The sequence below is a fragment of the Mastigocoleus sp. MO_188.B34 genome (assembly GCF_030065675.1).
In the GTDB taxonomy this organism is placed as follows: domain Bacteria; phylum Cyanobacteriota; class Cyanobacteriia; order Cyanobacteriales; family Nostocaceae; genus Mastigocoleus.
The window spans coordinates 32,677-58,728 of record NZ_JASJDK010000006.1; the positions used below are offsets into that span (position 1 = coordinate 32,677).

Annotated in this window: 23 protein-coding genes; 17 read left to right on the plus strand and 6 right to left on the minus strand. The window is 38.3% G+C overall.

The features are described from left to right. Positions 1-76: 76 nt before the first annotated feature. Positions 77-637 carry a YbjN domain-containing protein gene (locus tag QNJ50_RS02450; protein ID WP_300631638.1) on the plus strand — a complete coding sequence of 187 codons (561 nt, stop codon included), beginning with the start codon at positions 77-79 and terminating at the stop codon, positions 635-637. Between the two features lie 169 nt (positions 638-806). Here QNJ50_RS02450 and QNJ50_RS02455 read toward each other — a convergent pair whose 3' ends face one another. The 3 genes from QNJ50_RS02455 to QNJ50_RS02465 form a co-directional block, all read right to left on the minus strand. Then, positions 807-1,721 carry a branched-chain amino acid transaminase gene (locus QNJ50_RS02455; RefSeq protein ID WP_300631639.1) on the minus strand — a complete coding sequence of 305 codons (915 nt, stop codon included), beginning with the start codon at positions 1,719-1,721 and terminating at the stop codon, positions 807-809. Between the two features lie 305 nt (positions 1,722-2,026). Then, positions 2,027-2,863 carry a hypothetical protein gene (locus QNJ50_RS02460; protein ID WP_300631640.1) on the minus strand — a complete coding sequence of 279 codons (837 nt, stop codon included), beginning with the start codon at positions 2,861-2,863 and terminating at the stop codon, positions 2,027-2,029. After that, positions 2,863-3,495 carry a ParA family protein gene (locus tag QNJ50_RS02465; RefSeq protein WP_300631641.1) on the minus strand — a complete coding sequence of 211 codons (633 nt, stop codon included), beginning with the start codon at positions 3,493-3,495 and terminating at the stop codon, positions 2,863-2,865. Before QNJ50_RS02465 ends, QNJ50_RS02460 begins: the two co-directional genes overlap by 1 nt. A gap of 352 nt (positions 3,496-3,847) precedes the next feature. Between QNJ50_RS02465 and QNJ50_RS02470 the strand changes: the two genes are divergently transcribed. Next, on the plus strand, positions 3,848-5,224 hold the full coding sequence (locus QNJ50_RS02470) for a cytochrome P450 (RefSeq protein ID WP_300631642.1): 1,377 nt from the start codon (positions 3,848-3,850) through the stop codon (positions 5,222-5,224). A 273-nt stretch (positions 5,225-5,497) separates the two neighbouring features. Here the strand turns inward: QNJ50_RS02470 and QNJ50_RS02475 are convergent, their stop codons facing one another. Next, positions 5,498-6,103, minus strand: coding sequence for a GDSL-type esterase/lipase family protein (locus QNJ50_RS02475; RefSeq protein WP_300631644.1), 606 nt, complete (start codon positions 6,101-6,103; stop codon positions 5,498-5,500). A gap of 23 nt (positions 6,104-6,126) precedes the next feature. Then, a complete protein-coding gene (locus tag QNJ50_RS02480) occupies positions 6,127-6,336 on the minus strand; it encodes a hypothetical protein (protein WP_300631646.1) in 210 nt (69 codons plus the stop codon). A 177-nt stretch (positions 6,337-6,513) separates the two neighbouring features. Between QNJ50_RS02480 and QNJ50_RS02485 the strand changes: the two genes are divergently transcribed. From QNJ50_RS02485 to QNJ50_RS02495, 3 genes are all read left to right on the plus strand, one after another. After that, positions 6,514-7,884 (plus strand): CapA family protein, encoded by a 1,371-nt coding sequence (locus QNJ50_RS02485; protein ID WP_300631648.1) that lies wholly within the window; start codon positions 6,514-6,516, stop codon positions 7,882-7,884. A 957-nt stretch (positions 7,885-8,841) separates the two neighbouring features. After that, positions 8,842-9,828, plus strand: coding sequence for an SDR family NAD(P)-dependent oxidoreductase (locus tag QNJ50_RS02490; RefSeq protein WP_300631650.1), 987 nt, complete (start codon positions 8,842-8,844; stop codon positions 9,826-9,828). A gap of 226 nt (positions 9,829-10,054) precedes the next feature. Next, positions 10,055-10,309, plus strand: a complete 255-nt coding sequence (locus QNJ50_RS02495) for a DUF4342 domain-containing protein (protein ID WP_300631652.1) — start codon at positions 10,055-10,057, stop codon at positions 10,307-10,309. A gap of 173 nt (positions 10,310-10,482) precedes the next feature. Here the strand turns inward: QNJ50_RS02495 and QNJ50_RS02500 are convergent, their stop codons facing one another. Further along, on the minus strand, positions 10,483-10,821 hold the full coding sequence (locus QNJ50_RS02500; RefSeq protein WP_300631654.1) for a VOC family protein: 339 nt from the start codon (positions 10,819-10,821) through the stop codon (positions 10,483-10,485). 640 nt (positions 10,822-11,461) lie between these two features. Here QNJ50_RS02500 and QNJ50_RS02505 point away from each other — a divergent pair. The 12 genes from QNJ50_RS02505 (at position 11,462) to QNJ50_RS02555 (ending at position 26,048) form a co-directional block, all read left to right on the plus strand. After that, positions 11,462-13,621 (plus strand): AAA family ATPase, encoded by a 2,160-nt coding sequence (locus QNJ50_RS02505; RefSeq protein ID WP_300631656.1) that lies wholly within the window; start codon positions 11,462-11,464, stop codon positions 13,619-13,621. Between the two features lie 297 nt (positions 13,622-13,918). Further along, positions 13,919-15,523: a DUF4157 domain-containing protein gene (locus QNJ50_RS02510; protein ID WP_300631658.1), complete on the plus strand. Its 1,605-nt coding sequence runs from the start codon at positions 13,919-13,921 to the stop codon at positions 15,521-15,523. Positions 15,524-15,773: 250 nt separating this feature from the next. After that, on the plus strand, positions 15,774-16,340 hold the full coding sequence (locus tag QNJ50_RS02515) for a DUF4255 domain-containing protein (protein ID WP_300631660.1): 567 nt from the start codon (positions 15,774-15,776) through the stop codon (positions 16,338-16,340). Positions 16,341-17,037: 697 nt separating this feature from the next. After that, positions 17,038-17,640, plus strand: a complete 603-nt coding sequence (locus tag QNJ50_RS02520; protein ID WP_300631663.1) for a carboxypeptidase regulatory-like domain-containing protein — start codon at positions 17,038-17,040, stop codon at positions 17,638-17,640. A gap of 58 nt (positions 17,641-17,698) precedes the next feature. After that, complete coding sequence (locus QNJ50_RS02525) at positions 17,699-19,102, plus strand: phage tail sheath C-terminal domain-containing protein (protein ID WP_300631665.1); 1,404 nt, start codon at positions 17,699-17,701, stop codon at positions 19,100-19,102. Between the two features lie 38 nt (positions 19,103-19,140). Beyond that, positions 19,141-20,568, plus strand: a complete 1,428-nt coding sequence (locus QNJ50_RS02530; RefSeq protein WP_300631666.1) for a phage tail sheath subtilisin-like domain-containing protein — start codon at positions 19,141-19,143, stop codon at positions 20,566-20,568. A gap of 48 nt (positions 20,569-20,616) precedes the next feature. Next, positions 20,617-21,042 (plus strand): phage tail protein, encoded by a 426-nt coding sequence (locus QNJ50_RS02535; RefSeq protein WP_300631667.1) that lies wholly within the window; start codon positions 20,617-20,619, stop codon positions 21,040-21,042. Positions 21,043-21,196: 154 nt separating this feature from the next. Next, positions 21,197-21,559, plus strand: coding sequence for a phage tail assembly protein (locus QNJ50_RS02540; RefSeq protein WP_300631668.1), 363 nt, complete (start codon positions 21,197-21,199; stop codon positions 21,557-21,559). A gap of 20 nt (positions 21,560-21,579) precedes the next feature. Continuing rightward, positions 21,580-21,723 (plus strand): DUF6760 family protein, encoded by a 144-nt coding sequence (locus QNJ50_RS28530; protein WP_366914203.1) that lies wholly within the window; start codon positions 21,580-21,582, stop codon positions 21,721-21,723. A gap of 14 nt (positions 21,724-21,737) precedes the next feature. Continuing rightward, positions 21,738-22,220 carry a phage tail protein gene (locus tag QNJ50_RS02545; protein ID WP_300631669.1) on the plus strand — a complete coding sequence of 161 codons (483 nt, stop codon included), beginning with the start codon at positions 21,738-21,740 and terminating at the stop codon, positions 22,218-22,220. A gap of 114 nt (positions 22,221-22,334) precedes the next feature. Then, a complete protein-coding gene (locus QNJ50_RS02550) occupies positions 22,335-25,355 on the plus strand; it encodes a hypothetical protein (RefSeq protein WP_300631670.1) in 3,021 nt (1,006 codons plus the stop codon). An 18-nt stretch (positions 25,356-25,373) separates the two neighbouring features. Next, positions 25,374-26,048: a LysM peptidoglycan-binding domain-containing protein gene (locus QNJ50_RS02555; protein ID WP_300631671.1), complete on the plus strand. Its 675-nt coding sequence runs from the start codon at positions 25,374-25,376 to the stop codon at positions 26,046-26,048. The last annotated feature ends 4 nt before the right edge of the window (positions 26,049-26,052 follow it).

The window sequence follows — 26,052 nt, forward strand, 5'->3', positions numbered from 1 at the left end:
TACTTGACAAATTACTAACTTTTGGCATCTGACTTTTTGGTCTTGTTCCCAATCAACATCACTAATATTCATCAATATGAGTACTGAACAAACAGTCAATCAAATAGTTGATTTATCCGAACAACTGGAAAATACTCAGACAAGTATCTCCGAACAGCAAGAAAGTCGAAATGCGCCAATATTTAATATAATTACTAGTTTTCTGCAAGCCAATAATTTACAATTTGCAAAAGCAGAAGATGTTACTATTTTGTGGTTCCGAGTAAAAGGAACTAATGGGGAATGGACCTGTTATGCTTACAGTAAAGAACTGGAACGTCAACTAGTTTTGTATTCCGTTTTTCCCTACAAAATCAAACCTTATAAACTTCCAGCAGTTGCTGAATTTATTGCCAGAGTGAATTACGATATGATGCTGGGCAATTTTGAGTTAAACTTTGATACTGGAGAAATACGTTATAAAACAAGTGTTGATTTGGGAATACATATTTTTGAGCATACTATGCTTCAGGGTTTAATGGAGGCTAATTTTGCTTCTATGGATACGTATTTTGAAGGTTTCATGAAAATTATTTACAGCAATATTTCTCCTGAAGAAGTTGTAACAGCCATAGAATGCGAGTTAGATGCTTGTTAAATAAGTAGGCGAGAAAAAATTAAACTATGTAAATAAATATAAAATATCTGTATTTTTCTCGTAGTAGCGCTTTAGCGCTAAAGCGCTATTACAAACAAGTTATGATTTTTCTTACTAACCTACTTAACTGATTAACCGAACTTGATATGATACATGATAGGTGGAAAAATTAAGCAATTGAAATCGGGAATACCCAATCTTTGTATTTTGGCTCGCGATTTTCGGTAATTGCAGTTAGTTTTTCGCGCAATTTTTCAGTAATTGGTCGTTTTTGTGACAATTTATAATTTTCTATTCTATTAACTGGACTGATTTTAGCTGCTGTTCCACTGAGAAATACCTCATCAGCAATTAAAAGTTCCGATTTATCAATTGGTCTTTCTACTACTTCTATCCCTAAATCGTTTGCAATAGTTAGAATACTATCTCTGGTAATTCCTTCAAGAATATCTTGGTCAAATCCTGGTGTAAAAATTTTTCCATTTCTAACAATAAAGATATTCATTCCCGAAGCTTCACTAACTTTTCCTTGGGAATTCATCAAAATTGCTTCATCAAAACCTGATTCCACTGCTTCAGTTTTAGCAAGTGAAGAAGTAATATAAGCGCCTGATATTTTACCACGCAAAGGAAAACTTGCGTCTGCTTGTCGTTGCCAAGAACTAATTCTACAACTTACTCCCTCTGGTGATAAATAATCTCCTAATTCAATCCCATAAATCGCAAAGTCTTTTTCTACATTATGTAATCTTGGAGAAATTCCTAAATCAGAAGTGTAGATAAAAGGACGAATATAAAAAGATTTATTAGGTTGATTTTTCTTTACAAAATCAATGATTACACTTTCAATTTTTGTTGCTGGTAAGTCGTAATGTAATAGCTTTGCGCTTTGACTTAATCTTTGACAATGACGGTCTAATCTAAACAGCAGGATTTGCGTTGCATCTTGTGGATTGGGGATACCGCGCAATCCCCCAAATGCACCTGTTCCATAGTGTAAAGCATGGGTCGCAATGGAAACTTGTGCGTTAGCAAACTGTGCGAATTGATTTTTAAAATAAGCAACGGGCAAAAAATTGTACATGAGCGATGAAAACTTTAAGTTTAAAATTTCAAGTCTAACCGATAATATAATCCTGCTGTCGATAGCTGTTTAGTAAATCTACAAATACAAAGCAGATATATGTTTTGCAATTGTAGACATTTTACAACTGACAAAATAGACGCTTAGGATTTTCCAGATTTTAATACATATATCAGGAAAATTCTTACTGCGCCCATCTATCAGTTACCAGTTTATGGCTAACGCCACGCCGGTTTAAAGTTATCTGGTCTCTGCTCTGTGTTCCCTGTACCCTGCTCGCTGTTCACTGATAACTGACAACTGACTTAGTCAAGTAACCACATTTGGGAAGAGTTATCGGAAGAATCTTCAGAAGAAGGACCGCTAGGTTTTGGCGATCGCGTAATGGGTCTAGTATCTCTTACTAGGTGGGATTTACGATAGTGTTGAGGTCTTAAATCTGACGATTTTGCTGGTTGAATTGCTGATTTTTGTGTTTGTTGTGTTTGTTGTGGTTTTGGTTGTTGGTAAGTCTTGCTCTGTTTGGGAGGATTAAGCTGTTCTTTTAAGGCGGAATTGATCTCTGCAAGTTTTACCACATCTTGTTTCGCTTGCTGCAGGTCTTTTTTCAATCTTTCCATTAATTCATCTTTAGCTGCGATCGCAGTTCTTAAATCGTTAACTTGCTGCTCCAAAAGTTTTTCGTTGTGCTGTGCTTGTTCTAATTTTTGTTGTAGTTCTTGAACTCTAACTTCTAAATCAGCTGATTTTTTGGTTGCTTGAAGTTCTTTTTTCAACTCAGAAGCTAATCCCTCTTGCTGGGATAATGCAGATTCCAAATCTTTAATTTGATGTTCGAAAGTTGCTTCATTTTCATGAGCTTGCTCGAGAGTTGCTTTTAGTTCCTTGATGGTAGCTTCTAGATCGGTCTTAGTTGTATCTGTACCTTCAGTATTGTTTGAGTTATTATTCTTTGGGTTTGGGCTCGTACTTTTTGAATTAGAATTTTTGCCAGTCTTTACTGAAGCATTTGTTGTTTTCTTTTCTTCTACTGCAGAAGCATCAACAGGGGTAGCTTTGACATCAATTGCAGCAGCATCTTCAATTTGAGTAACTTTTTTAGTTTCTTCTTGTAGCAAGTCCGAAAGACGTTTCCTAGCCATTATTTTCTCCAATCACGCTGTAATTCATTTGCCACGCGACGGTAATCAGATTCCGCCTCGCGAGCATTTTTCCCTCGCCATTGAGTAATCGCGACACCTTCAAGCGCTGCGCGTTCGTGAGCTTTATAAATCCGGACAAAGGCTTTGCAGGAGGAAATTCCCAACTGCATCAGAGTATTTTGGGCTTCTAGTGCTTCCTTTAAACTTCGCGTGTCTACTTTGGTTAAAAGCACTCGATGAGGTACTCCCGCAGGAGTAACAGCTTGGTTAATTGTTTCAATTAAAACTGTTAAATCCATCGGTGCTGGAGGTGTAGGCAAAACTAGGTAATCTGCACTTTTCACTACCGCTGTTAATGCTTCCGATTGCAGTGCCGGAGGCGTATCGACTACTACTAAATCGTAACCTGTTATTTTACGTAAGCGACCTAATAATTTGGGATTGGTCTCTTGGGATAAGTCAAAACTCATACCATTCTCACTCCGCTCGACCCACCAAGTGGCAGAAGCTTGAATGTCTGCATCTACTAGAAGTACTTTGGTTTTCTCTGCAAATGTTGCAGCTAAATTAACTGAGGTCGTTGTTTTGCCTACCCCACCCTTTCCATTCAGGATCGCGATTACTTTTGGCACTGGTTAATTTTAATGCTCTATGGTTGAATATATCGCGTTATGGGTGACCAAATACTTAGTAATTACTAATTTATTAATTACTGATTACTAATATGTCCTTACTTATTCAGGATTTACCCAATTGTCACAATACACCGCTGGTGCGTGATACTAAAAAATTTATAATTAATACTTTTGAGTTCACTCCAAGTGTCATGCAACCTACAAGAAAAATCTGCCGGTTGCGTGAGTCCTATTATTATTTTAAGCCCAATAGAGCATCCAAGAAAAAAAATTGCCACAATAAAAGCTAGAGTTACCAATTCTGAATCGAACTTTATTCTCACTCCAATTTCTCACTCAAATATTTTTTATGAAACCAAGCAACAGCCTACCTGATGGACCAGATATGCCGAAACTATTACGGCGATTTAAGTTTGTGTTTCAACCAATTAAGTATGTAGAAGATTTTGCCAAAGTTTACGGGGATATATTCGCAATTAGGGGATTTTACAACGATACTGCTGTCATCTATATCAGTCATCCGGAAGCTTTGGAGCAGCTATTCACTACAAATCCTAAAAATCTCAGAAGTGCAAGTAGAATCTTAAGATTTTTGTTGGGCGATCGCTCTATTATTTTGCTTGATGGGGAAGAGCATCGTCGTCAACGTCAATTGCTAGCTCCTCCCTTCCATGGCGAAAGAATGCGAGCTTATGGGGAAACTATACGTGATGTTGTCGAACAAGTCAGCAATCAATGGGAAATGGGTAAACCTTTTAAGATTAGGGGTTCAATGCAAGAAATTGCTTTGCAGGTTATTTTAAGGGTTGTATTTGGTTTGGATGAGGGAAAACGTTCCCAAAAGTTGGCTGAATTATTGAATTCTGTCCTGGAGTCCATTGGATCGCCTTTACTTTCTGCTGGTTTATTTTTTAGTTTTTTACAAAAAGAATTTGGTGGATTGAGTCCTTGGGGACAAATGAAGCGCAAATTACGACAAATTGATGAGTTAATTTATGAGTTAATTCAAGAACGTCGAGTAGAATCCAACCAAAACCGCCAAGATATCCTCAGCTTAATGATGTCTGCTTGCGATGAAGATGGTCAACCAATGTCAGACCAGGATTTACACGATGAACTGATGACTTTATTGATCGCAGGACATGAAACCACTGCTTCAGCTTTATCTTGGGCTTTTTATTGGATTGATTATTTACCAGATGTACGAGAAAAATTACTTAAAGAATTGGCCGAACAGGGGGATAATTTAGACCCAAGCATTATTAGCAATTTGCCTTATCTTACTGCAGTTTGCCAAGAAACTTTACGTATTCACCCGATAGTGATGAGCGGAGTTTTACGTTTTGTCACATCTCCAGTTGAAATTATGGGTTATCAATTACCCGTAGGTACAGGTATTATTCCCAGTATTTACCTTGCTCACCATCGCGAAGAAGTTTACCCAGAACCGAAGAAATTTAAACCAGAAAGATTTTTAGAAAGACAATTTTCACCCTACGAATTTTTACCTTTTGGTGGTGGGAACCGTCGCTGTATTGGAATGGCTTTTGCTTTATATGAAATGAAAATTGCGATCGCTACTATTTTGTCACATTATATTGTTTCCCGTAGGGATAGCCGTCCGGTTACTCCAGTACGTCGCGGTTTCACTTCAGCTGCACCCGCAGGGATGAAAATGGTAGCGACACCCGTAAGTAAATCTGCAAAAATTTTGGTAACAAAATGATTTAAGAGTCGAAGAAATTCCCATCAGCGGATTGCAAGCAAGTGAGGTATAGCTAAAACCCTATAAAGCAGTCTGTAAAGAGTATTCTACTTCTGCTCCCCTCGCCAATAGGGTACGGTCTGTCCTGTCTCCTGACTCCTAAAGTCATTTATTTTAATACCAATTTCAAAAAACACTGCTACACATCACCTTTTTGAGCAAATCTTTAAATCTACTCCCTGTTTCCTATTCCCTTCCATAAGGGAAGTATAGCAATATTAAAGGAAATTGGTATTACTCAAACCAATTCAACCAAGCTTCCCAATTTTGAAATATTTTTGCTAATTCAGTATATCCTGCTGCTCTTGGATGAGCACCGTCATAATTTTTTATTTCACCTATCCATATATCAGAATTTATGAGTGTAGGGAAAGCATCCAAATAGGGTATATCCAATTTATTACAAATTTGCTGAAATTCTTGGGATAAATTAGCAATCCTCTGATTTTGTGTTTCATCTGCGATCGGTAATGGTCCCAGCATCAAAACAGGATATAACTTTTTTGTTTCTATGAGAATTTCTTGGGTATTAGCAAGAGAATTTTTAATTGCAACGCGAGTTTTTCCATTCTCTATTGTTGTATCATTTACACCAAAACAAAATATAACTCTGCCATCATATTGTTGTGGTAAACGATAGGATATTTCTCGCAAGTAACGATTTTTTAATTCTGTACTAGTTTCTCGTCTGACCCCTAAATTATAATAAGTGATGTCATGACCTTTTTTATTTGCATCAACACAAATTCTACCAGTCCAACCTAAGCATTCTGGATCGCCTACACCATTGACAAAGGATTCACCAACAAAGCAAATTCTAATTTCTTTTGCTGTCGTCATTTTTAAGGTTAATTTTTAAGCTTCTAATTGAATTTGCACAAACATTTCAGGAGCAAAATTTGCTCGAATAGACAATCGAAAAATCTCCAATTTCTGCTTTCTTTTCTTTCTCCCAGAATTTTAGCTGAGTCCAATCCTTCTTGTGAAATCAATTCTACATAGTTTTCTTTTACGCGCTCTCCGTCTTCTAACCACATCTCTATTAATTGGTCAGGTGGATTTATTGCGCTCATGGAGTTAGTTCCAGTTATTAGTTTACTACTTGTATTTTTCTTATATTTTAAGTTAATGACAGCAATTTAAAATGAAGAAGTATTGTTATGATTCAGGGGGTTGTATCAACAATATTTGACTATCTGTATAAATATAGTTATTTTTTCGTCTATTAAATTACTTAATATTACCCGGGTATGGATAATTTTTTATTGGATAAATTCTTAAAAATAGCTTTATGGATATATATCGGATCTGTAGTTTTGCTCTTCATATTTTATCGTCAGGAGAAAGAGGTTGTAACTGTCAAAAAGCAAAATCAAATTCAAAATCAAAATCAAAATCAAAATAAAACTCAAAATCAAAATAAAACTCAAATTCAAAATAAAACTGCACAAAATAAATTAGTTAGATTCGATACACCAAAAACAGAACCAAAAATTACTGCTATTAGTAACTTAGGTGCAAAATTACAATTTCAAGAAGAATGCAAGTTGAAATCGAGTACAAAAGCTGACACCAAGAAAGTTTCCATTGCAGCCGTTGGTGATGTACTTGCTCACAAAGTTTTGCAGAATCAAGCCCAAAATCATAGCCAAGGTTTCAAAAGCATTTGGTCTCAAGCAATCCCATATCTGAGAAAGGCTGATATTGCTTATGCTAACTTGGAAGGAACTGCAGCAGCAGGGATGAGTTATACAGGATGGCCGAATTTTAACTATCCACCAAGTATCTTAGACGACCTCAAAGATAGTGGTATCGATATTTTATCCACCGCCAATAATCACTCCCTCGATCGCAGTTCAAAGGGTGTAAATCTTACTATCGAAGCTCTACAAAATAGAGATATTAACTACACCGGTACCAAGCATACGGATTTTAAAAATGTTCCCTGGCATACCCTAACTCGCGTTAATGGAATGACGATCGCTTGGATCGCTTGTACTCACCATGCGAATTTTATTGATAAATCTGGACGTCGCGATCGCTACAACCAAGTTCTTTATTGTGGTTCTAAACCAGCATGGAATCCAAGCAAACTTAACCCAATCCTGGAAGAAGAAATCAAAGCTCTTGCAAATAGTAAAAATATAGATGCAGTAATAGTAACGCCACACTGGGGTATAGAGAATGAAAATAAACCGCGCAAACAACAAAAACAAATGGCGCAAGCAATGGCAAATGCTGGTGCTACTGCTATTATCGGTACACATCCCCACGTAATTCAACCTTGGCAAATGCTTGCAACCGAAGATGGTAGAGAAGTTTTGGTAAATTATTCCCTGGGAAACTTTATTACCAGAGCGGAAAGGGCTTCCAAAAACTGGCGCAATGCTATGCTGCTAATTTTCAATCTCAGTCAAGATGGGTCGGAAAAAGCACGGGTTAGTGGTGTCGGTGTTGTACCAATGGAAATGACCTACTCCCGTGGAGTTCATCGCCTCACAGTTAACACCCGAAGCGCAAAAAATCATGCTGCAAAATTCTTTTCACCAAAGAGCTTCGTAAATATTAACCAGTATTTTAGTCAAATTGGTGGCTGTGAGAACAAAAATTTAAGTAGGTGAGCAAAATTATGTAAACGAAGATTTTAAAGATTTTCTTTTCTCAAATTGATGCGATTAAGTAGGTCGGCGTTAAAAAACCAAGGTATGTCATTGCGTTAACGCAGTGTGCGCAAAGCGCATGTGGAACGTAGTGAAATGTTAGCACGCACCTACGGTGAACGCGGAGCGCGTCCTCAGCAATCGCAGGAGTTTTAGACTTATTTACCTTTTGTTACATAGTTGAGTTTATTTGTACCTGCTTACTTACTCCCCCGCATCAGGTTACCTTGACGACACCAAATGTAGATAATTTTGAAGAGTTTGGTGTCGATATAATAATATAATTAATTGACTAAAATTATTTATGAAGGCTGTAATATTATTGATGCGATTAGCTATAAAAACTATTTTTTATATTTATAAATTATCTTTTAAAACAACAACACCCAAGCTACTAATCACTTAGTAATTTCCTCTTCTTAATCCTTATAACTGGGGTTGCACTGAATGAATAACTTAAACCTAGGAATAGAGTTAGAATCCAGTTGTATTGCCCCCTATTCAACAACATGAGGAAATATAAGTTTTCGCGTCGGGTGTTGCAGTTGGGTTACGAGACAGATGATGAAACAGCTTTTTTACCTCTTAACTAATTTTGAACTAAACAACGTTGGCTGTTGTCTCTGCCAGGGAAGCTTTATTAAGCTTCAATTATTAATTTATCACTACTTTTAAACTATGTGGTTTGTTCGTAACTAATCTTTACATTTTAGTATTAACAAAAGACATCCTATATTATCTATAATAACTCAAAATTTAGCACATGAAAGGATGCTTTGAAAGTATCGTGTTTATTAGTGAAGGTAAATAATATGACTTTTTAAACATCCTCTAAGACTTTATTTTTGAGGTACTCTTTCCCCAAATACGTCTAATATGTATAAGACAGATAATGACTAAGCAGCTAGAAAAGCGGACGTGAAAAATCTTGAAGGTAAAGTCACATTAGTGACGGGTGCTACACGGGGAATTGGTAAAGGAATTGCAATTGGGCTGGGTGAAGCAGGCGCAACTGTTTATATTACAGGACGTAGCCTCAATGATTCTGATTCCGATGGCGAGATTTCAGGTACTTTGAATGATACTCAAACAGCAGTTGAGTCTGCTGGTGGTGTTTGCATTCCCGTTCGAGTAGACCATAGCGATGACGAGCAGGTGCGCTTACTATTTGAACGCATTCAAGACGAACAAAGCGGACAACTGGATCTATTGGTTAATAATGCTTATTCCGGCGTCAGAGCATTGAGAGATGCTCAAGGAAAACCATTTTGGAATTGCGAACCCAATTTATGGGATGCAATAAATAACGTTGGTCTTCGCAGTCACTACGTCGCCAGTATTTTTGCTGCTCGGATGATGACTAAAAATCTTTCAGGTTTGATTTGCACCATTTCCTCTTGGGGTGGGATGTCTTATATCTTCGGTGCAGCATATGGTGCGGGAAAATCTGCATGCGATCGCTTAGCTGCTGATATGGCTGTCGAATTAAAATCCCACAGTGTTGCTTCTGTTTCAATTTGGCCTGGTATTGTTGGTACAGAGCATATTTCCAGCATGGCAGATGAAATTAAAGAGAAAAATATAAGCGATCCTCAAAGTAGAATATTTCGTGATCGCTACAATTGGGAAACCCCTCTACTAACAGGACGAGCGATCGCCATGCTAGCTTCCGAACCAAATGCAAATATAATGCGTCGTACGGGACGGGTGCAAATTGTCGCCGAACTAGCTAAGCATTATGGAATCGTTGATCGGGATGGAAATCTTCCTGCATCACTCCGTTCTCTTCGCTTTGTACTACCTGCTGCGTTACCAGCACTCAGAAATTATTCGTCCTTAATTCCCGATTTGAAAGTACCGTGGTGGTTGATTTTATTGGGTGGACTTAGCTCTCCTAAAATTTGATGTGAGGATATTGCTTCTCACGGATATTTGTCTCACGGATATCTGATTGTAAGGGGTATTTGATTTCAAGCGGTTTAAGCTTGGCTTTTTTGGATTGCTATATTAGTGATGTAGGGCTTGAAAATAAGTCGTAATATAGTTCATATTTTGAATTTTTAGTTGCGTCTAGCACAACACCTTAGCTACATAAAGACTAACGATAAATATTAATCGTGAGAGTTTTGAAATGAGCGAAAAAAAAATCAATACCCAAGAGTTAAAAGTGAGTGGTGATAAACTTCTCAGTCAAATTAAGGAATTAGTTCGTAAAGGTAATATACGCCGTATCATCATCAAGAATGAGGATGCCAAAACTTTAATTGATATACCTCTAACCTTGGGAGTGGTTGGAGCTTTGCTTGCACCCCAGTTAGCTGCTATTGGTGCGATCGCAGCTCTGGTAACCCATTGTACTATCGTTTTTGAGAAAGTAGAGGATTAACCGACCCAACCCAACCTCCCCTTAGCGGAAGCAATGCGTCAGCATTAGGGGAGGAATGTTGGGTATTAACTGGCGAATTCTAAAGCTACACGTCGCTGAATTTCTTCACTGGAAAGCTCTTCAATGTGAGAACTGATTGACCAATTATGACCGAATGGGTCTACAACTCTACCTTATCTATCGCCCCAGAAGGTGTTTTCTAAAGCCATTGTTACTTTTGCACCTGCATTTACGGCTCGCTCAAACCATAAATCTGCATCATCAATTTGCAAATGAATACTCACCGGAGAAGCATTTAAAGTTTTTGCTGAGAGATGACCGCAATCAGGAAATTCATCATTGAGAAAGATGATTGAGTTACCGATTTGTAATTCTGCATGCATGATTTTCTGTTTGTCTGGTGTGAGCATGCGATACTTTTCTTCCGCACCAAAGGCTTGTTTGTAGAATTCGATGGCGGATGCTGCATCGTTAACTATAAGAGAGGTATAGACGCAGTTGTGTGATATCAAGCTGCATGGGTATTTTGCCTTTCCTATGTCAGATTTATCTTACACTTCATGATTATATAAGTTTTACTTTAATACACATCAACATCTTTACAATACTTTCCGTTCTAAAGTGTATAAGTTGATTTTACGTACATCTAAATAAAGACAGGAATTATTACAATAAGATAAAACCAATAAACGAGGTCAAAAAATTCTGTCTAGAACAAAGATTCAAGGAAGCATTTTGATAATGATGTAACAAATATAGCTAATTATTTCATGAACAAAAATCATTATGTTTGCGATCAATATAAGACATATGTCGTAGTAACTCTGCTTTAGGTGCATACTACCGTCGTATGCAGTCACCCATGGGTTCTCCAAAAGCAATTACCGCCACTACTCATAAATTAGCACGTATTTTTTATTATCTTTGGACATCCGGAGACACTTACTTATACTGACCCTGGTATAGATGCTTATGAGCAACAGTATAAAGAAAGGATACTTAAAAATCTTAAGAAAAAAGCTAAGACTTTTGGCTTTGAACTTACTGCTATTTCAACACCTACCGAATGTACTTCTTAGAAGTTAAGGTAACTTTTCCTGAAGATATTCACAGTCCCGTCTCTTCCGACGGCAAATATATATAACATCAAAGATGAATGTTTTATGTCTTAACAATTTGCTTTCAGCATTGCGGCAACTCGATCTGTTGCTCAAGTATACGTTTAAAAATGCCCAAAAATACAATGGAGATGAGTCACTAACCGATCCTTATCGAGGTCTTTACATCAATGAAGATGATATAAAACGCGACTTACTACAGGAACCGGGTGTTTCACTTTTGTTGGATCACCAGGTTGATTTAGAGGGAATATTTACTCAAATTATCAACAGCTCTTCAACTTTAACTAACTTGTATCAAAGTTTTAATTTATCTTTATTTGATTTAGTTATTGTCTTAATAGCCTTAGCACCAGAACTTGACCTGCGTTACGAGCGGATATATGCATATTTACAAGATGATGTTACTCGCAAGCGTCCTAGCATAGATTTAGCAGTGAATTTACTATGTGCTTCTGCATCAGAAAAACTGAAGCGGTTGGTTCATTTTGCGACTGATGCGCCGTTAATTAGTCAAGGCTTAGTAACTTTATTCCCAGATCCAAATCAAATCAAACCGCCCTTATTGGCTCATTATTTCAAGCTAGATGAGCAGGTTGTTCGTTACTTGTTAGGTGAAGTAAAACTTGACCCACGATTAGCAAATTTTTGCTGGTTGGGTAAGTCCGAATACGTTTTACAACAGTTAACATTAGATCGGGAGATCAAACTTGCTTTAGGAAAACTGACCGAACAAGCACATCAAAGTCAACAACCACTGCGGCTTTATTTTTATGGCGCACAAGGAGTAGGAAAAAGTCGAACCGCTAAAGCGATCGCCAACCATTTAGGAGTACCAATCATAACTGCAGATTTGAAGATAGTGGTACAACTAAAACTGGATTTTGATTTGATTTTACGGTTGTTGCTGCGGGAAGCTAAACTACACAATGGGATTTTATATTTGTCTGGAGTTGATGAAATTCTCAGTCAAAAACAGTACGGCGAGTATCATCACCTGCTCACTGCTCTGACTCAAAGCAAAGGAATTATTATTTTAGGAGGTAAAAAACCCTGTGATTCTGATACTATTAAATCTATAAATGCAATTTCTGTAGGGTTTGACCTGCCAAATTTTGCTCTACGTCGGACTTATTGGCAAGCTTCTGCAACTCAAATAGGTATAAAACTCAATGAAGAAGAGATTGATATATTGAGCGATCGCTTCCGTTTAACGCCCGAACAGATTGATGGCGCGATCGCGATCGCTCGCAACAAAATTCTTTGGAGTCAGGCTACAAATTCGGAGGAAGCACAGATGCAAGGATCGCAGCAGTCGGATGCACAAATCAACATCACGGAATTATTTGCTGCAACCCGCATGCAATCGGGACAGGATCTAACAGGATTAGCACGCAAAATTACACCCAAACATACTTGGGAGAATATAATCTTACCAAAACATCAACTTAGGCAACTGCAAGAAATTTGCAATCAAGTTAAGTATCACCACATAGTCTGCAACCAGTGGGGATTTGACCAAACCCTTTCTCTCGGAAAAGGTATTAATGTACTTTTTTCTGGTTTACCAGGTACGGGTAAGACTATGGCTGCAGAGGTTATTGCTAACGAGTTGCAGTTAGATATGTACAAAATCGACCTGTCCCAAATTGTTAGTAAGTATATCGGTGAGACAGAAAAGAACTTAGATCGGGTGTTTACAGCAGCGGTAAATTCCAATGCCATACTGTTATTTGATGAAGCAGATGCTCTATTTGGGAAGCGTTCTGAAGTTAAAGACGCCCATGATAGATATGCAAATCTTGAAGTTGCTTACCTGTTACAAAAAATGGAAGAGTACGAGGGGATTACAATTCTCACCACGAACTTACGCCAAAATTTGGATGAAGCATTCACCCGTCGCATCCGTTTTATTATTGAGTTTCCCTTCCCCGAAGCAGAGCATCGTTTGCAAATCTGGCAGAGGATTTTTCCCCAGCAAACACCATTGTCAGAGGATGTGAATCTCAATTCCATCGCCCAAAAGTTTCAGATCGCTGGGGGTAGTATACGAAATATAGCTGTAGCAGCGGCTTTTCTGGCGGCTGAAGAGGGTAAGGCTGTTGGGATGAATCACTTACTTCAAGCTATAAAGCGGGAGCTTCGAAAGATGGGGCGGTTAATAAATGAGGAAGATTTTCAGAAAATGAGTTAAGAGTATACCGAAAAATAGTTAATTAACAATCTAATTAGGAAGAAATACAATTTAAACATAAGTCTGTCAATCGAGTGTCCCAGTCGCAAAGTGTCATCTTATGATTTCCGAAATCTATGAATTATCAGGGATTGAGGAGCTGATAACTTACAAAGTGTGTAAGTAAATAGTACAGGCAACTACTTTAATATTAAAGTTTTAACTTCAAGGCAATTTTTTCGCGATCGCAGATAAATAATTGAGGCAATCAATTTTGACAAATACTTGTAACAAATCTTATGGCTGACGAGGTGGATAATGGCAAAGGAAAAGCAGGAAAGAACTTTAAATAATCAATCTCAGCATAAACAACACAGGGATTCCCAGGATACAGAACTATTATTTCAACAGAGAATCGGCTCAAGTCAAAGTAATTCAATAGGGCAAAGAATAAGTCGGATAAGCAATGTTCCTTCCATAGCAGCCCATTCTGCGATGCTCAATCGTGCCCCTGCAAAACAACAATCTGCTAACAGGCACTTGCTATTGCAGTTGCAGCGACAACATGGAAATAGATATGTACAGCGGGTGGTGCAAGAAGCACAACAACAGAACCAACCTGTGATTCAAACGAAACTGACTCTAGGTGCAGTGGGTGACAAATACGAACAGGAAGCGGATCGCGTCGCCAAGCAAGTGGTGAATAGTATTTCATCTACAAATCAAGAACCCGTGCAAAGGATGGAACCTGAGGATGAGGAACTGGCACAAATGAAGCCAGATATTCAGCGGATGGCTGTGGGTGAAGCAATAGAGGTGGATCCAAGTGTCGAAGATGCGATTCAACGGGCGCGAGGTAGGGGACAACCTTTAGCAGAGAATGTGCGCGTACCAATGGAACAGGCATTTGGGGCTGATTTTAGTGGGGTGAGGGTGCATACGGGTAGCCAATCACACCATTTGAATCAATCGATACAGGCGCGGGCTTTCACTACGGAGCAGGATGTGTTCTTTCGTCAGGGGGAATATAATCCAGGTAGTCGGAGTGGGCAGGAGTTGTTGGCTCATGAGTTGACTCATGTAGTTCAGCAGAGTGGTGCAGTCCAGCGATCGCAAAATCCAAAACCTACCCTACAGCGTGAAGAAACAGCAATTATACAAAGGGTAGTTTACGATAATATGGCTGAAATGTGGAATGACGTCCATAGTGGCTATTCGCAAGAGAAGATTCAAAATATTCTTAAAGATTCTGTGCTGTCCGCACAATATAACGACGCAGCTGCCCAATTACCTAACTGTAATTTTGTTCAAGTTCAAGGCACAGCACCTCAAGCTAAATCAACACCTGACGCAGACCAACCTTATAGGATAGAGTGGGACACGGCGACACAACTCTCTCTTGATGAGGATTACTTTGCAAGTGCTATTATTCATGAACTGGCTCATGCTGCATCATCACAACAGTATCGAAGAAATGGAGTTGATGACAGGGAACTTATTTGGGCTAACATGAATTTGCCTCCTGCGGAGGGTCTTGTCGATACTGAAACTGGGATGAGTGATAATCAATTGGAATCATATCAAACTCAAATGGAGACAATTGATAAAAATTGGCTAGGTATAGAAAAGGAGGCTACGGCAGATAAGACGTCGGGAAAACTTCCCCAGCTTCACTACGACCATATATATCAAAGAATCCAATATGCCTTGGGTACAGGCTTTGTCCACAACGATACAGTCTTAGCAGATATGCTGTACTACTTAAAAGCGAAGAGATTAGATAATACAAGGACATATTCATTCGCAAGACGTATGCTCAATGAAGCCAATGATCGTCGTAGGAATGGTTTTTGGTCTAGGAGTGATACTGAAGTCAGAGTAGTTGATAGCAAAGCATGGTGGTTTCAATTTTGGAAATGGTAATTACAGTGCGCTCGCCGATCTTGTAGTGGACTAACACGCCTAAAATGTTGCAATAGATTTGTCCTAAAATTTATTTCAATTAATGATTTTTGGATTTTGCTAATGCACTATTTTAGCTGTGTCAGTCCAGTAGGGTGCGTTAACGAAGTGTAACGCACCGTCGGGATCTCTTCTGAATCACTGATGCACTACCAATTTGACCAACTTACTTAACTGCACCAAAAATAGAGCTTCCTGGGAGAGAAAGCGAATGTTTCAAGACCTCGATAACACCCTCAGAGAATTGCTGAAACAAAAAGTACCGATTGATGACACTCAAATAGATATAAAATTTGAGCTACCCAATCAAGACTGGGAAAGCAAACTACAGAAAGCAACAATTAATCTGTTTCTCTACGACATCCGCGAGAATCTTGGGTTACGGAGTAACGAAAAGTATTTAAACCGCAATGGTGCTACAGGGACTGAAACTATAGCACCCGTCCGCATGGATTTGTCTTATATGATTACGGTTTGGACAAAAGAAATTGTGGATGAACATCGACTACAAGGAAGTATTCTAAAAACTTTGTTACGCTATCCCACCCTACCAACTGAAGTTCTGCAAGGAGATATGAACCAACCTCTTCCCTTACGTGCTTGGGTGAGTCAACCAGAAAAAACACCTAATATTTGGGATTTTTGGTCTTCTCTAGATGGACGACTGAAGGCTGGTTTAAGTTATGTGGTGACAGTTCCCGTTCAACCCTTTACCCCAGTGGAAGTACCTCTAGTTACCGAAAAAACAATAACATTGAAACACCGAAGAGAATCTTAGTAATTTTGTGAATATTTTTTCCAAAGTGCATAAGTTGATTTTACTGATAACTAAATAAGGATAACAAAGATGAGAAATAAAACTTTTTGTAAATAAAAATAGCAAACTTCCAGAAAAAGGTATAAGCTACTATCAGGAAATAAACATACAAACTGATTGTAAAAATTAAAAATCTGAGAAGCAAAAAACAGATTTATCAAAGAAAATTAGTTTGAAAAAGATTCACAATATTTACAAATAAAATACCTAATATAACTTAATCAATTACGAAATCTATTCTATTTATATTAGGTAGTAATATCGAAGTCATATTGCCTCTATTCCTATAATTTAGATATTGTGATTTATGTAGACATAATGCATTTTTATCATGAACCAATTGATGATTATTGAAGATATCATTTCATAAAATAAATCTTAATTCTTCAATTGCTTCATTTTGTTGGTTGACTTGTGTTTTACATATAGAACAATTCAAACATTAATCAAGTATTAGCATTGTATTGTCAATCAAACAATGGTCTACTCAAATGATTTTTACAGATACTCTTTCTGGAATGAAAAGCTTGAGTTTATAGCACTACGCATTTAGGTTAGGATATTGGCGGAAGCTAAAACCTATAACCAGTAGACTTTTGACTTTTGACTTTTTACTTGCGCGTAGCGTTATAATATCTGCACCCACCTCATTGAAGAAATGATAATTAAAGCCAGTCACAAAGTTGCAATTGCGGGAACAATAAAGGATGAATTTACGGAGCAACCCATTGCAGACACCATTGTCAATATAGTAGGTCAAAATTTCAACATTTGGGCAACTGAAAATGGCTCCTTCTATTTAATAGGAGAACCAAAAAGTCCAATCAAATTACCTACATCCCTCGCCAAAATTGAAAATGGTTTTTTCAATTTCATGGATTTACCTGATGGTGAGTATAAGCTAAAAGTTTCAGCCCCTAATTTTAAACTTCGATATGAACAAGATAAGGAAATTGATGTTACAGCACCAAATTTGCAAATATCAGTAGAACTATCTCCAACCCAATTGACTGGAAATGTCAGACGCAGTGATAATCAGGAGCCTATTTCTCAAGCCTTAGTTAAACTTGGTGGTAGCGAATACCAAACTTTTACTGATATAGAAGGTAAATACACCTTATCAGATATCGTGGCGAGTTCCCCTACAATACAGGTTTCTCACAAAAGTTTTGAGCTATCTACCCGGAAACTAGAACAGCAACTAAATCCAGGAGAAAAACGCACAGAAGATTTTAGCTTAAAACCACTAAATTCGATTTAACTTGATTAGTTTATCTTGTATCAAAAATAGTATTTTAGTTAATCTCAAGGAGAATATTATGCCTGAGTATTTAGCCCCTGGTGTTTACGTTGAGGAAGTTCCTTCATTAATCAAACCAATTGCTCCCGTTAGTACGAGTATTGCAGGGTTCATTGGTGTTGTGCCGAATGAGCCGATTGTGGAAGAAGTAAAAGATCAAATGATTGCTACGGGTGATGGTGAGAAAACACAATTTAAACTGCCACTTGGGTCTTACCCAGTAAAACCAGATGCAGGAGAGTATGAAATTAAGATAGGGGATGAAATTAACCCATTTGAAGCTAGACTTGAAAATAATGACGAAACAAAAGATTCATTCGTAGTTTTCCAACAGGCTCCACAAGCAGGAGCCGACATCAGAGGAAGTTACAAACGCTTTTTTAATTCTGTTGTGGGTGTTGGTGAAGTTAAAGTATGTACCAATTTTACTGAGTTTACAAAATCTTTTGGTGAATTTACTCAAGATACCGGACAAAATATATTAGCTCACGCGGTGTATGGCTTTTTTAACAATGGCGGTTCTCGCTGCTATGTCATGCGGGTAAATGCAGAAAATGATATTACCGAACAATTCTTAGAGCGAACATTTGAACCAATTGATGAAATTGCGATTGTCGCTGCGCCAGGAATTTTAGAGTCTAGCGTTCGCGCTGCTATAGTCACCCATTGTCAACAGAGAACCCAAGACCGTTTTGCCATCTTTGATTGTCCACAAGTGGTAGAAACTAATGGACTATTGGATCTCCTAAAATTGGATCGGGATAATGATAACAACGTCGTACCAGACTACTCAGACTATGCAGCTTTCTACTTCCCCTGGATAGAAGTTTTTGACCCAGCGACCAAAACCCGCAAATATGTGCCTCCCAGTGGTCATATTGCAGGTATATATGCCAGAGTTGATACTGCAATTGGAGTACACAAAGCCCCAGCTAATGAGGTTATCTTCGGTGCTCTAGGACTGAAATACAAAATCAGCAAAGCTCAACAAACATTACTCAATCCCCAAGGTGTTAACTGTATCCGTGACCTCAACGGTAATTATTTAGTTTGGGGAGCCCGTACCATAGGTGGAGATGCTAACTCAGACTTGAAATACATCAATGTCCGCCGTACCTTATTATTCCTCAGAGAATCTATAGACGAAGGCACCCAGTGGGTAGTCTTTGAACCAAATACTCCTAATTTGTGGAGGAGAATTACTCGTAATGTCTCTGATTTCCTCACCACAGTTTGGCGTTCTGGAGCATTATTTGGTGACACTCCCGAACAAGCTTTTTACGTGAAGTGTGACGCGGAAACTAATCCACCAGAGGAGCGGGAACTAGGTCGAGTGGTGACAGAAATTGGGGTGGCGATTGTCCGTCCAGCGGAATTTGTCATCTTCCGTATTAGCCAGATTACGCCTCAAACTAATAGTTAAAACCGGCTTGTATCTTTTTGCAAATAATGGAGGCTTGTATGCCAAAAGTTTATAAGACTCCGGGGGTTTATAGAGAAGAGTTTTTTTTACAACCTCAAGAGGCATTACCTACTGGGATTCCTGGATTTGTGGGATTTGCTTGGGCGATCGCACCTTTGGAAAAATTACCACCAGGAATCGACCTTACATCTCTTCCTGAGTCCTTAAAAGGTAAAATAGATTATGACTCAGAAAAAAAGTGTTTAGTTTTTCCCGGAGTTATCACTTCAACCATCAGGGATGAGTTGTTACAACTCTCAGAAGATCCAGAAAACTCAGAAGAATTGCTACTGTTTCAAAAAGCGATACAGTCCCTATTTGAAAATGCTCAACAAGTTATTAGCCTGCAGCGCAAACGAGACTTTGACAATGAGTTGCAGACTCCAAATGAGAGTTACTTAGCAGAGGCAGTAAATGGTTTTTTTGAAAATGGCGGTATTCGTTGCTACGTCGCACGAGCAGTCTTCGAGTCAGAGAACCCAGATAGAAACAAAGAAGCCCTGATTCAAGCCTTGAGTGGATTAGAGCCTCTCAACGACCTAGACTTGGTAGCGATTCCCGATGCGATGACATTGTATCCAGACAAACAAGCAGTTTTGCAGGTGCAACAAGCAGCTTTAAATCACTGTGAAACTTGTGGCGATCGCATGGTTGTATTAGATGCATTACCTAGCCTAGAAAATGGTCAGCCCAAACTGACACTATACGAGGACATTAAATCGCAACATCGTGACCTGAGCGTAAATCAAAAAGAAGCTTTTAACGGAGTTTTATACTTCCCTTGGGTTAAAAACACTCAAGATTATCCCAAACAGGATGATCCTACCCAATTAGAGAAAGGTCGCTTAGTCCCCCCCTGTGGACATGTAGCTGGAATAATTGCCCGTAGCGATCGCGATCGTGGCGTATTTAAAGCCCCAGCCAACGAAGAAATATATGATGTCTTAGATTTAGAACTGCCCATTGACAACTCAATTCAAGAGGAATTGAACCCACTCGGAATTAATTGTCTGCGGTCTTTCCCAGGTAGAGGAATTCGGGTTTGGGGAGCAAGGACGCTCGCGGGTCAAGATTTCAACTGGCGTTACGTCAACGTTCGTCGTTTATTTCTTACCCTGATGCGGTGGATTGACCAAAACATGTTTTGGGTAACCTTTGAACCTAATGGTCGGCTACTGTGGTTGCGAATTCAACGAGAACTGAGTTTTTATCTGGAAGGTTGGTGGCAAGCAGGTGCTCTAATAGGAGAAACCCGCAACCAAGCATTCTACGTTAAATGTGACGAAGAAACAAATCCACCGGAAAATCGCGAACTTGGACAGGTTATTACCGAAATTGGTTTTGCTCCCAATGCTCCAGCCGAATTTATAATTGTTCGCATTGTTCGCCGCACTGATACCCGTGAAATTCTAAGACCTTATATATAAGTCGAGAAATAACCAAACACACCAAATACAAACTTAAGGAGACTAATTATGAACGACGATCTTCCATACCGTGGGTTTAACTTCCGAGTTGAAATTGATGGTATCACTGAAGCAGGTTTTCAAGAATGTGACGGTTTAGATGTGACAACAGATCCCGTAGAATACCGAGAGGGAACTGACCCTAATCATGTACGACATCTAACAGGGCTAAACAAATACTCACCTATTACACTCAAACGTGGTATTACTGACTCCACCAGCCTTTGGGATTGGCGAAAAACAGTGATCGATGGCAAAACAGAACGTAGAAACGTATCAATTGTCTTAATGAATGAAGCTCGGGAAGAGAAAATACGCTGGAATCTGAGTAAAGCTTGGGCTTCCAAGTGGACTGCGCCTAGCTTCAATTCTACCAGTAATGAAGTAGCAATTGAATCACTAGAAATCGTATATGACGAAATGAAGAGGGGATAGTCCAGTCTTGTTGGGTTATGCTTTGCTTTTCCCATGAAGATGTTATATATCCTGCGTCAACCCAACAAGCTATGACTTATAGGCTTATAGATTATTTTTAAGTTACTTACAGTGTTTAGTATCCTAAATTACCCCAAGCTATACTTTGCAAGCTATGCTACAGACTGAATTTAACTTTACTCTGCCACTGGGCTATGTTGATGCAGAAGGTAATCTGCATAGAGAAGGAGTTATGCGTTTAGCAACAGCCTTAGATGAAATTACTCCTCTTAAAGACCCACGTGTGCGTAGTAACCAAGGATATTTGTTGATGATTTTACTGTCGCGAGTCATCACTAAACTCGGTACTTTGGAATTCATTACTCCTAAAATAATAGAAAACTTGTTTGCAGGAGATTTAACCTATTTACAAGACCTTTACTGCCGCGTTAATAAAAATGGACACGATCGCGTGCGTACAAATTGTCCTCACTGTGAAAAACAGTTCGATGTGGAACTAAGTAGTATGGGGGAATAATTGGCTACCCCTTGGAGCGGTTGTATAAGGAGGTAGCCTATATTGCCTATCATTTTCATTGGCCGCACGAACATATTTTAACCCTAGAACACACAGAGCGATTGCGTTGGGTTGCACAGATAGCTGACATTAATCAACGCTTAAACGAACAACTTGAATCATAAGGAAGCAAGAACCAATGCCTTCTCTAGGTCTGAATACAGCTTATGCTGCTGGTAGTAGCGCTGCAGGTGTTACACTCGATCCTTTCGGTGCTTTTAATTTCTTGATTGAAATTGAAGGGGTTTTGGTGGGAGGTTTTTCTGAGTGCAGTGGTCTGGAAGTCGAAACAGAATACTATGATTATCGTGAAGGAGGTGTAAATGAGTACGTACATCACTTTGTTGGTCCAACAAAATATCAACCCCTAGTCTTCAAACACGGGCTGACTTTCATTAATGGTCTATGGACTTGGCATCAAGAAGTTGCTCAAGCCATTGATACGGGGAAATTTAAACGTCGAAATGGCACAGTTTATTTATTAAACGAGCAAAAAATACCAATGAAGTGGTGGAATTTTAAAGATGCTTTTCCCATTAAGTGGACTGGACCACAACTTAAGGCAGATTCGGGAGAAATTGCTTTTGAAAGTGTAGAACTCGTCCATCGAGGACTGAGTTAACCCAGTTCCATATTTAGATATTTGAACTTATTTATTTTATATCAGGCACTATGACCAAAATTGCAGTAATAGTTGCAGTACCTTGGACGTGCTAACACGAACGGAGGCTCAGAGATGGCAGATTCCTCTCAACAATCAGCAACAGGAATAAACAATAACAATACATTACGATTATCTAGTCATATTCAGCGCATAGAAAATCGTGGTACTGAACCTTTAGGAGTAGTTAATATTCGCTCATTTCAGCCTCACTTGTCTCGCGTACCAGGGTGGGCTGTACAACGCTCTACTGTGGTAAATAGAATACTTAAACGCTATAGTAGCCAGGAAAAAACTTCAGCATATTCAGATGACTTAGTACTTGCTGCTCCGTCACAAGCAATACCAAGAGATGAGACTCTGAATATATCAACCGCAACTCAAACAGCAACATCTTCTTCTATACCAATCGCCCGTGCTGTTCGTTCAGAATCAAGAAGTAACAACAATTCTAGTCCTGCAAAACCCAGTTCCACTCCTGTAAAATTCTCCTCTAATACCTCAACAACACAACAGTTGCGAAAACAAGGGAAATCCCAACCCAAATCTCTATTAACTGCGGATAAATCTCCCACAGTACCGACTTTGCAACACACTGTATCTCCATCTCCCCCATCTTCACCAGTTACTTCTGGTAAATTTCGTGTCACCCGCAAACCAGTTCCCTTACCCAAACCTCAGACAAATACTTCATCCCAGTCAAAATTAGAAAGTGTTTTGACCAACCAAGACTCTAGGAAAATAAATGTTCCTCAAACAGCTGTTTCTGGAGCAAATATTTCTGAATCAAATGTTTCTCGAAAAAATATTGCTGGAGATAATATTTCTGAGGAAAATATTTCTGAGGAAAATATCTCTGGAGATAATGCTCCTCAAATAACTAAAAATCAACCTAAAATTGCAAGAGAAATTGTCAGTCAAGGAGAAATATCTCAAACAACAGCATCATCTCTAATATTACCAAAACGCCTTCAACAAGAAAATTCACTCATCCCTGAACGTAGCATTAATACAACCAATGAAATCAATAGGAAACCCCAGGGTGAGAGCCCCCTGATTCAACAAAAATCGACCCAAAATTTAAATCAATTTTCAGATCAAAGTAATTTTGTACAACTTGCTCCAAATCACACTCAACATCAAGCAAATATTGTTAGCAAAGAAATACTAAAGCATCAACCCCAACAATCAACACAATCACTCATCCTACCCAAACATCTAGCCACAAACTCTACTGAAGATTCTGAAAATTCTAGCTTCTCATCCCAGTTAGGATTAGAAAATATTTTGGTTAATCAAAACTCTATTAAAACAGATGTTGCTCAACCAACTGTTTCTAGAACAAATATTGCTGGAAACAATATTCCTCAAACAACTAAAAACCAACCTACACCCTCAAGAGTTATTGTCAACCAAGGAGAAATATCTCAAACAGAAACATCATATTTGATATTACCAAAACGCCTTCAAAAAGAAAATTTACCAACTGCTGATAGAATTAATATTACCAAAAATGGTGATATACAACTGCAGGGTGAGGGTTCTCTAATTCAACAAAAATCAACTCATAATTCAAATCAAAATAATTTTATACAACTTCCTAAAAATCACACTCAATATCAAGAAAATATTGTTAGCAAAGAAATATTAAAAAATCAGCCTCAACAATCAACAAAATCACTCATCTTACCCAAGCACCTTTCTAAAAGCTCTACCGAAAACCAATCTATAAAAACAGATATTTATCAATCAACTATTTCTCAAACAACTGGGAATCAACCTACAATTGCCCGAGAGATTGCCAATCAAGGAGAAATATCTCAAACAGTAAAACCATCTCTGATATTGCCAAAACGCCTGCAGCAAGAAAATTCACCAACTGCTGATAGTGTTGATATTACCAATACAGATAATAGAAAAAGCCAGACTAAAGGTTCCTTAATTCAACAAAAATTAACTCAATATTCAAATCAAGATAATAAAGCACAAATTCTCATAAATCATACTCAAAATCAGTCTAAAATTGCCCGAGAGATTGCCAATCAAGGAGAAATGTCTCAAACAGCAACACCATCTCTGATATTACCAAAACGCCTACAACAAGAAAATTTACCAACTGCTGATAGTGTTGAAATTACCAATACATATAATAGAAAAAGCCAGATTAAGGATTCCTTGATTCAACAAAAATCAACTCAATATTCAAATCAAAATTCAACTCAACCTCAAAGAACTCATCAAGCAAATATTGTTAGCAGGGAAATACTAAACCATCAACCTCAACAGCCAACAAAGTCACTCGTACTACCCAAACATATTTCCCATAATTCTACCAAGGATTCTGAAAATTATAGTTCTTCATCACAATTAGGATTAGAAAAATTTTTGGATAATAAAAGCTCTATAAAAACACCTATTTCTCAAATATATACTTCTCAAATATCTCAAAATCAACCTACAATTGCTAGAGAAATTATTAACCAACCAGAAATTTCTCAAACTACAACACCATCTCTAATCTTACCAAAAAGTTTGAGTGAAAATTCTACTAGTGGTCCTCAAAATTCTATAGTTTCTAATTCTAATAAATTACCTACAACCACGTTACAACCGAAAGTGGTGCATGAGAGTTCCTTAAAGACTCCATCTGTCACAATTACACAAAATATAAAACCCTTACAGGTGATTAGTAGAACCACCTCCCCCAAAGAGATCACATCAGAAATTCCTTCTCCTGTGAATCTCTTAAACCAACAAAACATGGTTTGGCGTAAAAGTGTTAGTCAAGCTTTATCTGAAAACTTGTTAAATCAAGTCAGAAACAGCAACAATCAGCCTGGAATGCCTCTTACAATCAATTCTGTCAGAGGAGAACAATATATTACTCGTAAAATCTCAACTACATCCAGTCCTGATTCTATGGTTAATGCACAAAATAACTATAGCAAACATATTACCAATGGAGAAACACCAGCCCAAACAAATACAAAAACCAATGAAATAAGTGTAGAACAGATTGCCCAACAGGTTAGTCGTATTCTGCATCGCAACTTATCAATCGAACGCGAGCGTCGGGGAATGAATCTATGGTACTAAAAGGAGAAGCATCAAAAAGTGATCAGTAAGTTAGAAATTCAACCGCTGAATCCTTTAACTTTATCACCGAGCGGTGGACCAATTAAAGTTACTTTTAATCCCAATTCCTATTCAATTAGCAAGAGTGTAAGTTGGAAGACCCCAGATAGTTCAACAGGTAGGGGTGAAACACAAGAATTACTTAATGCTCCAAAATTAACTTTTGGTGGTGGTAGCAGTCGTATACTCAGTATCAATGAACTGTTATTTGATGTCACTGAACCAGGGAGTGGAAATGATGTCAGGGAAAAAACCAATGAGATAGTTGCACTCACTCGCATTGACAGAAGTTTTAAACAGCCTCCCGCTTGTCGTGTAAGTTGGGGAAGTGCTCCAAGTGGTTCTGATTTTCCTTTCGATGGAGTCATTACGGATTTAACACAAACATTTACACTTTTTAAAAAAGACGGTACTCCGGTTCGAGCAACATTGAGTGTTACTTTTACGGAATATATCAAACCACAAGATGACCAGCGTAAAACCGATCCAGAACTAACTACACACACAGTCAAACGCGGGGACAAGTTGAGCAGCATCGCAGCGAAACTATATGGAGATCCAACACGCTGGCGCATAATTGCGGAAGCTAACAGCTTAGACAATCCGCGCCAGTTGGAGATTGGCAAAATCTTAACTATTCCAGAAGTGGACTAGGAGG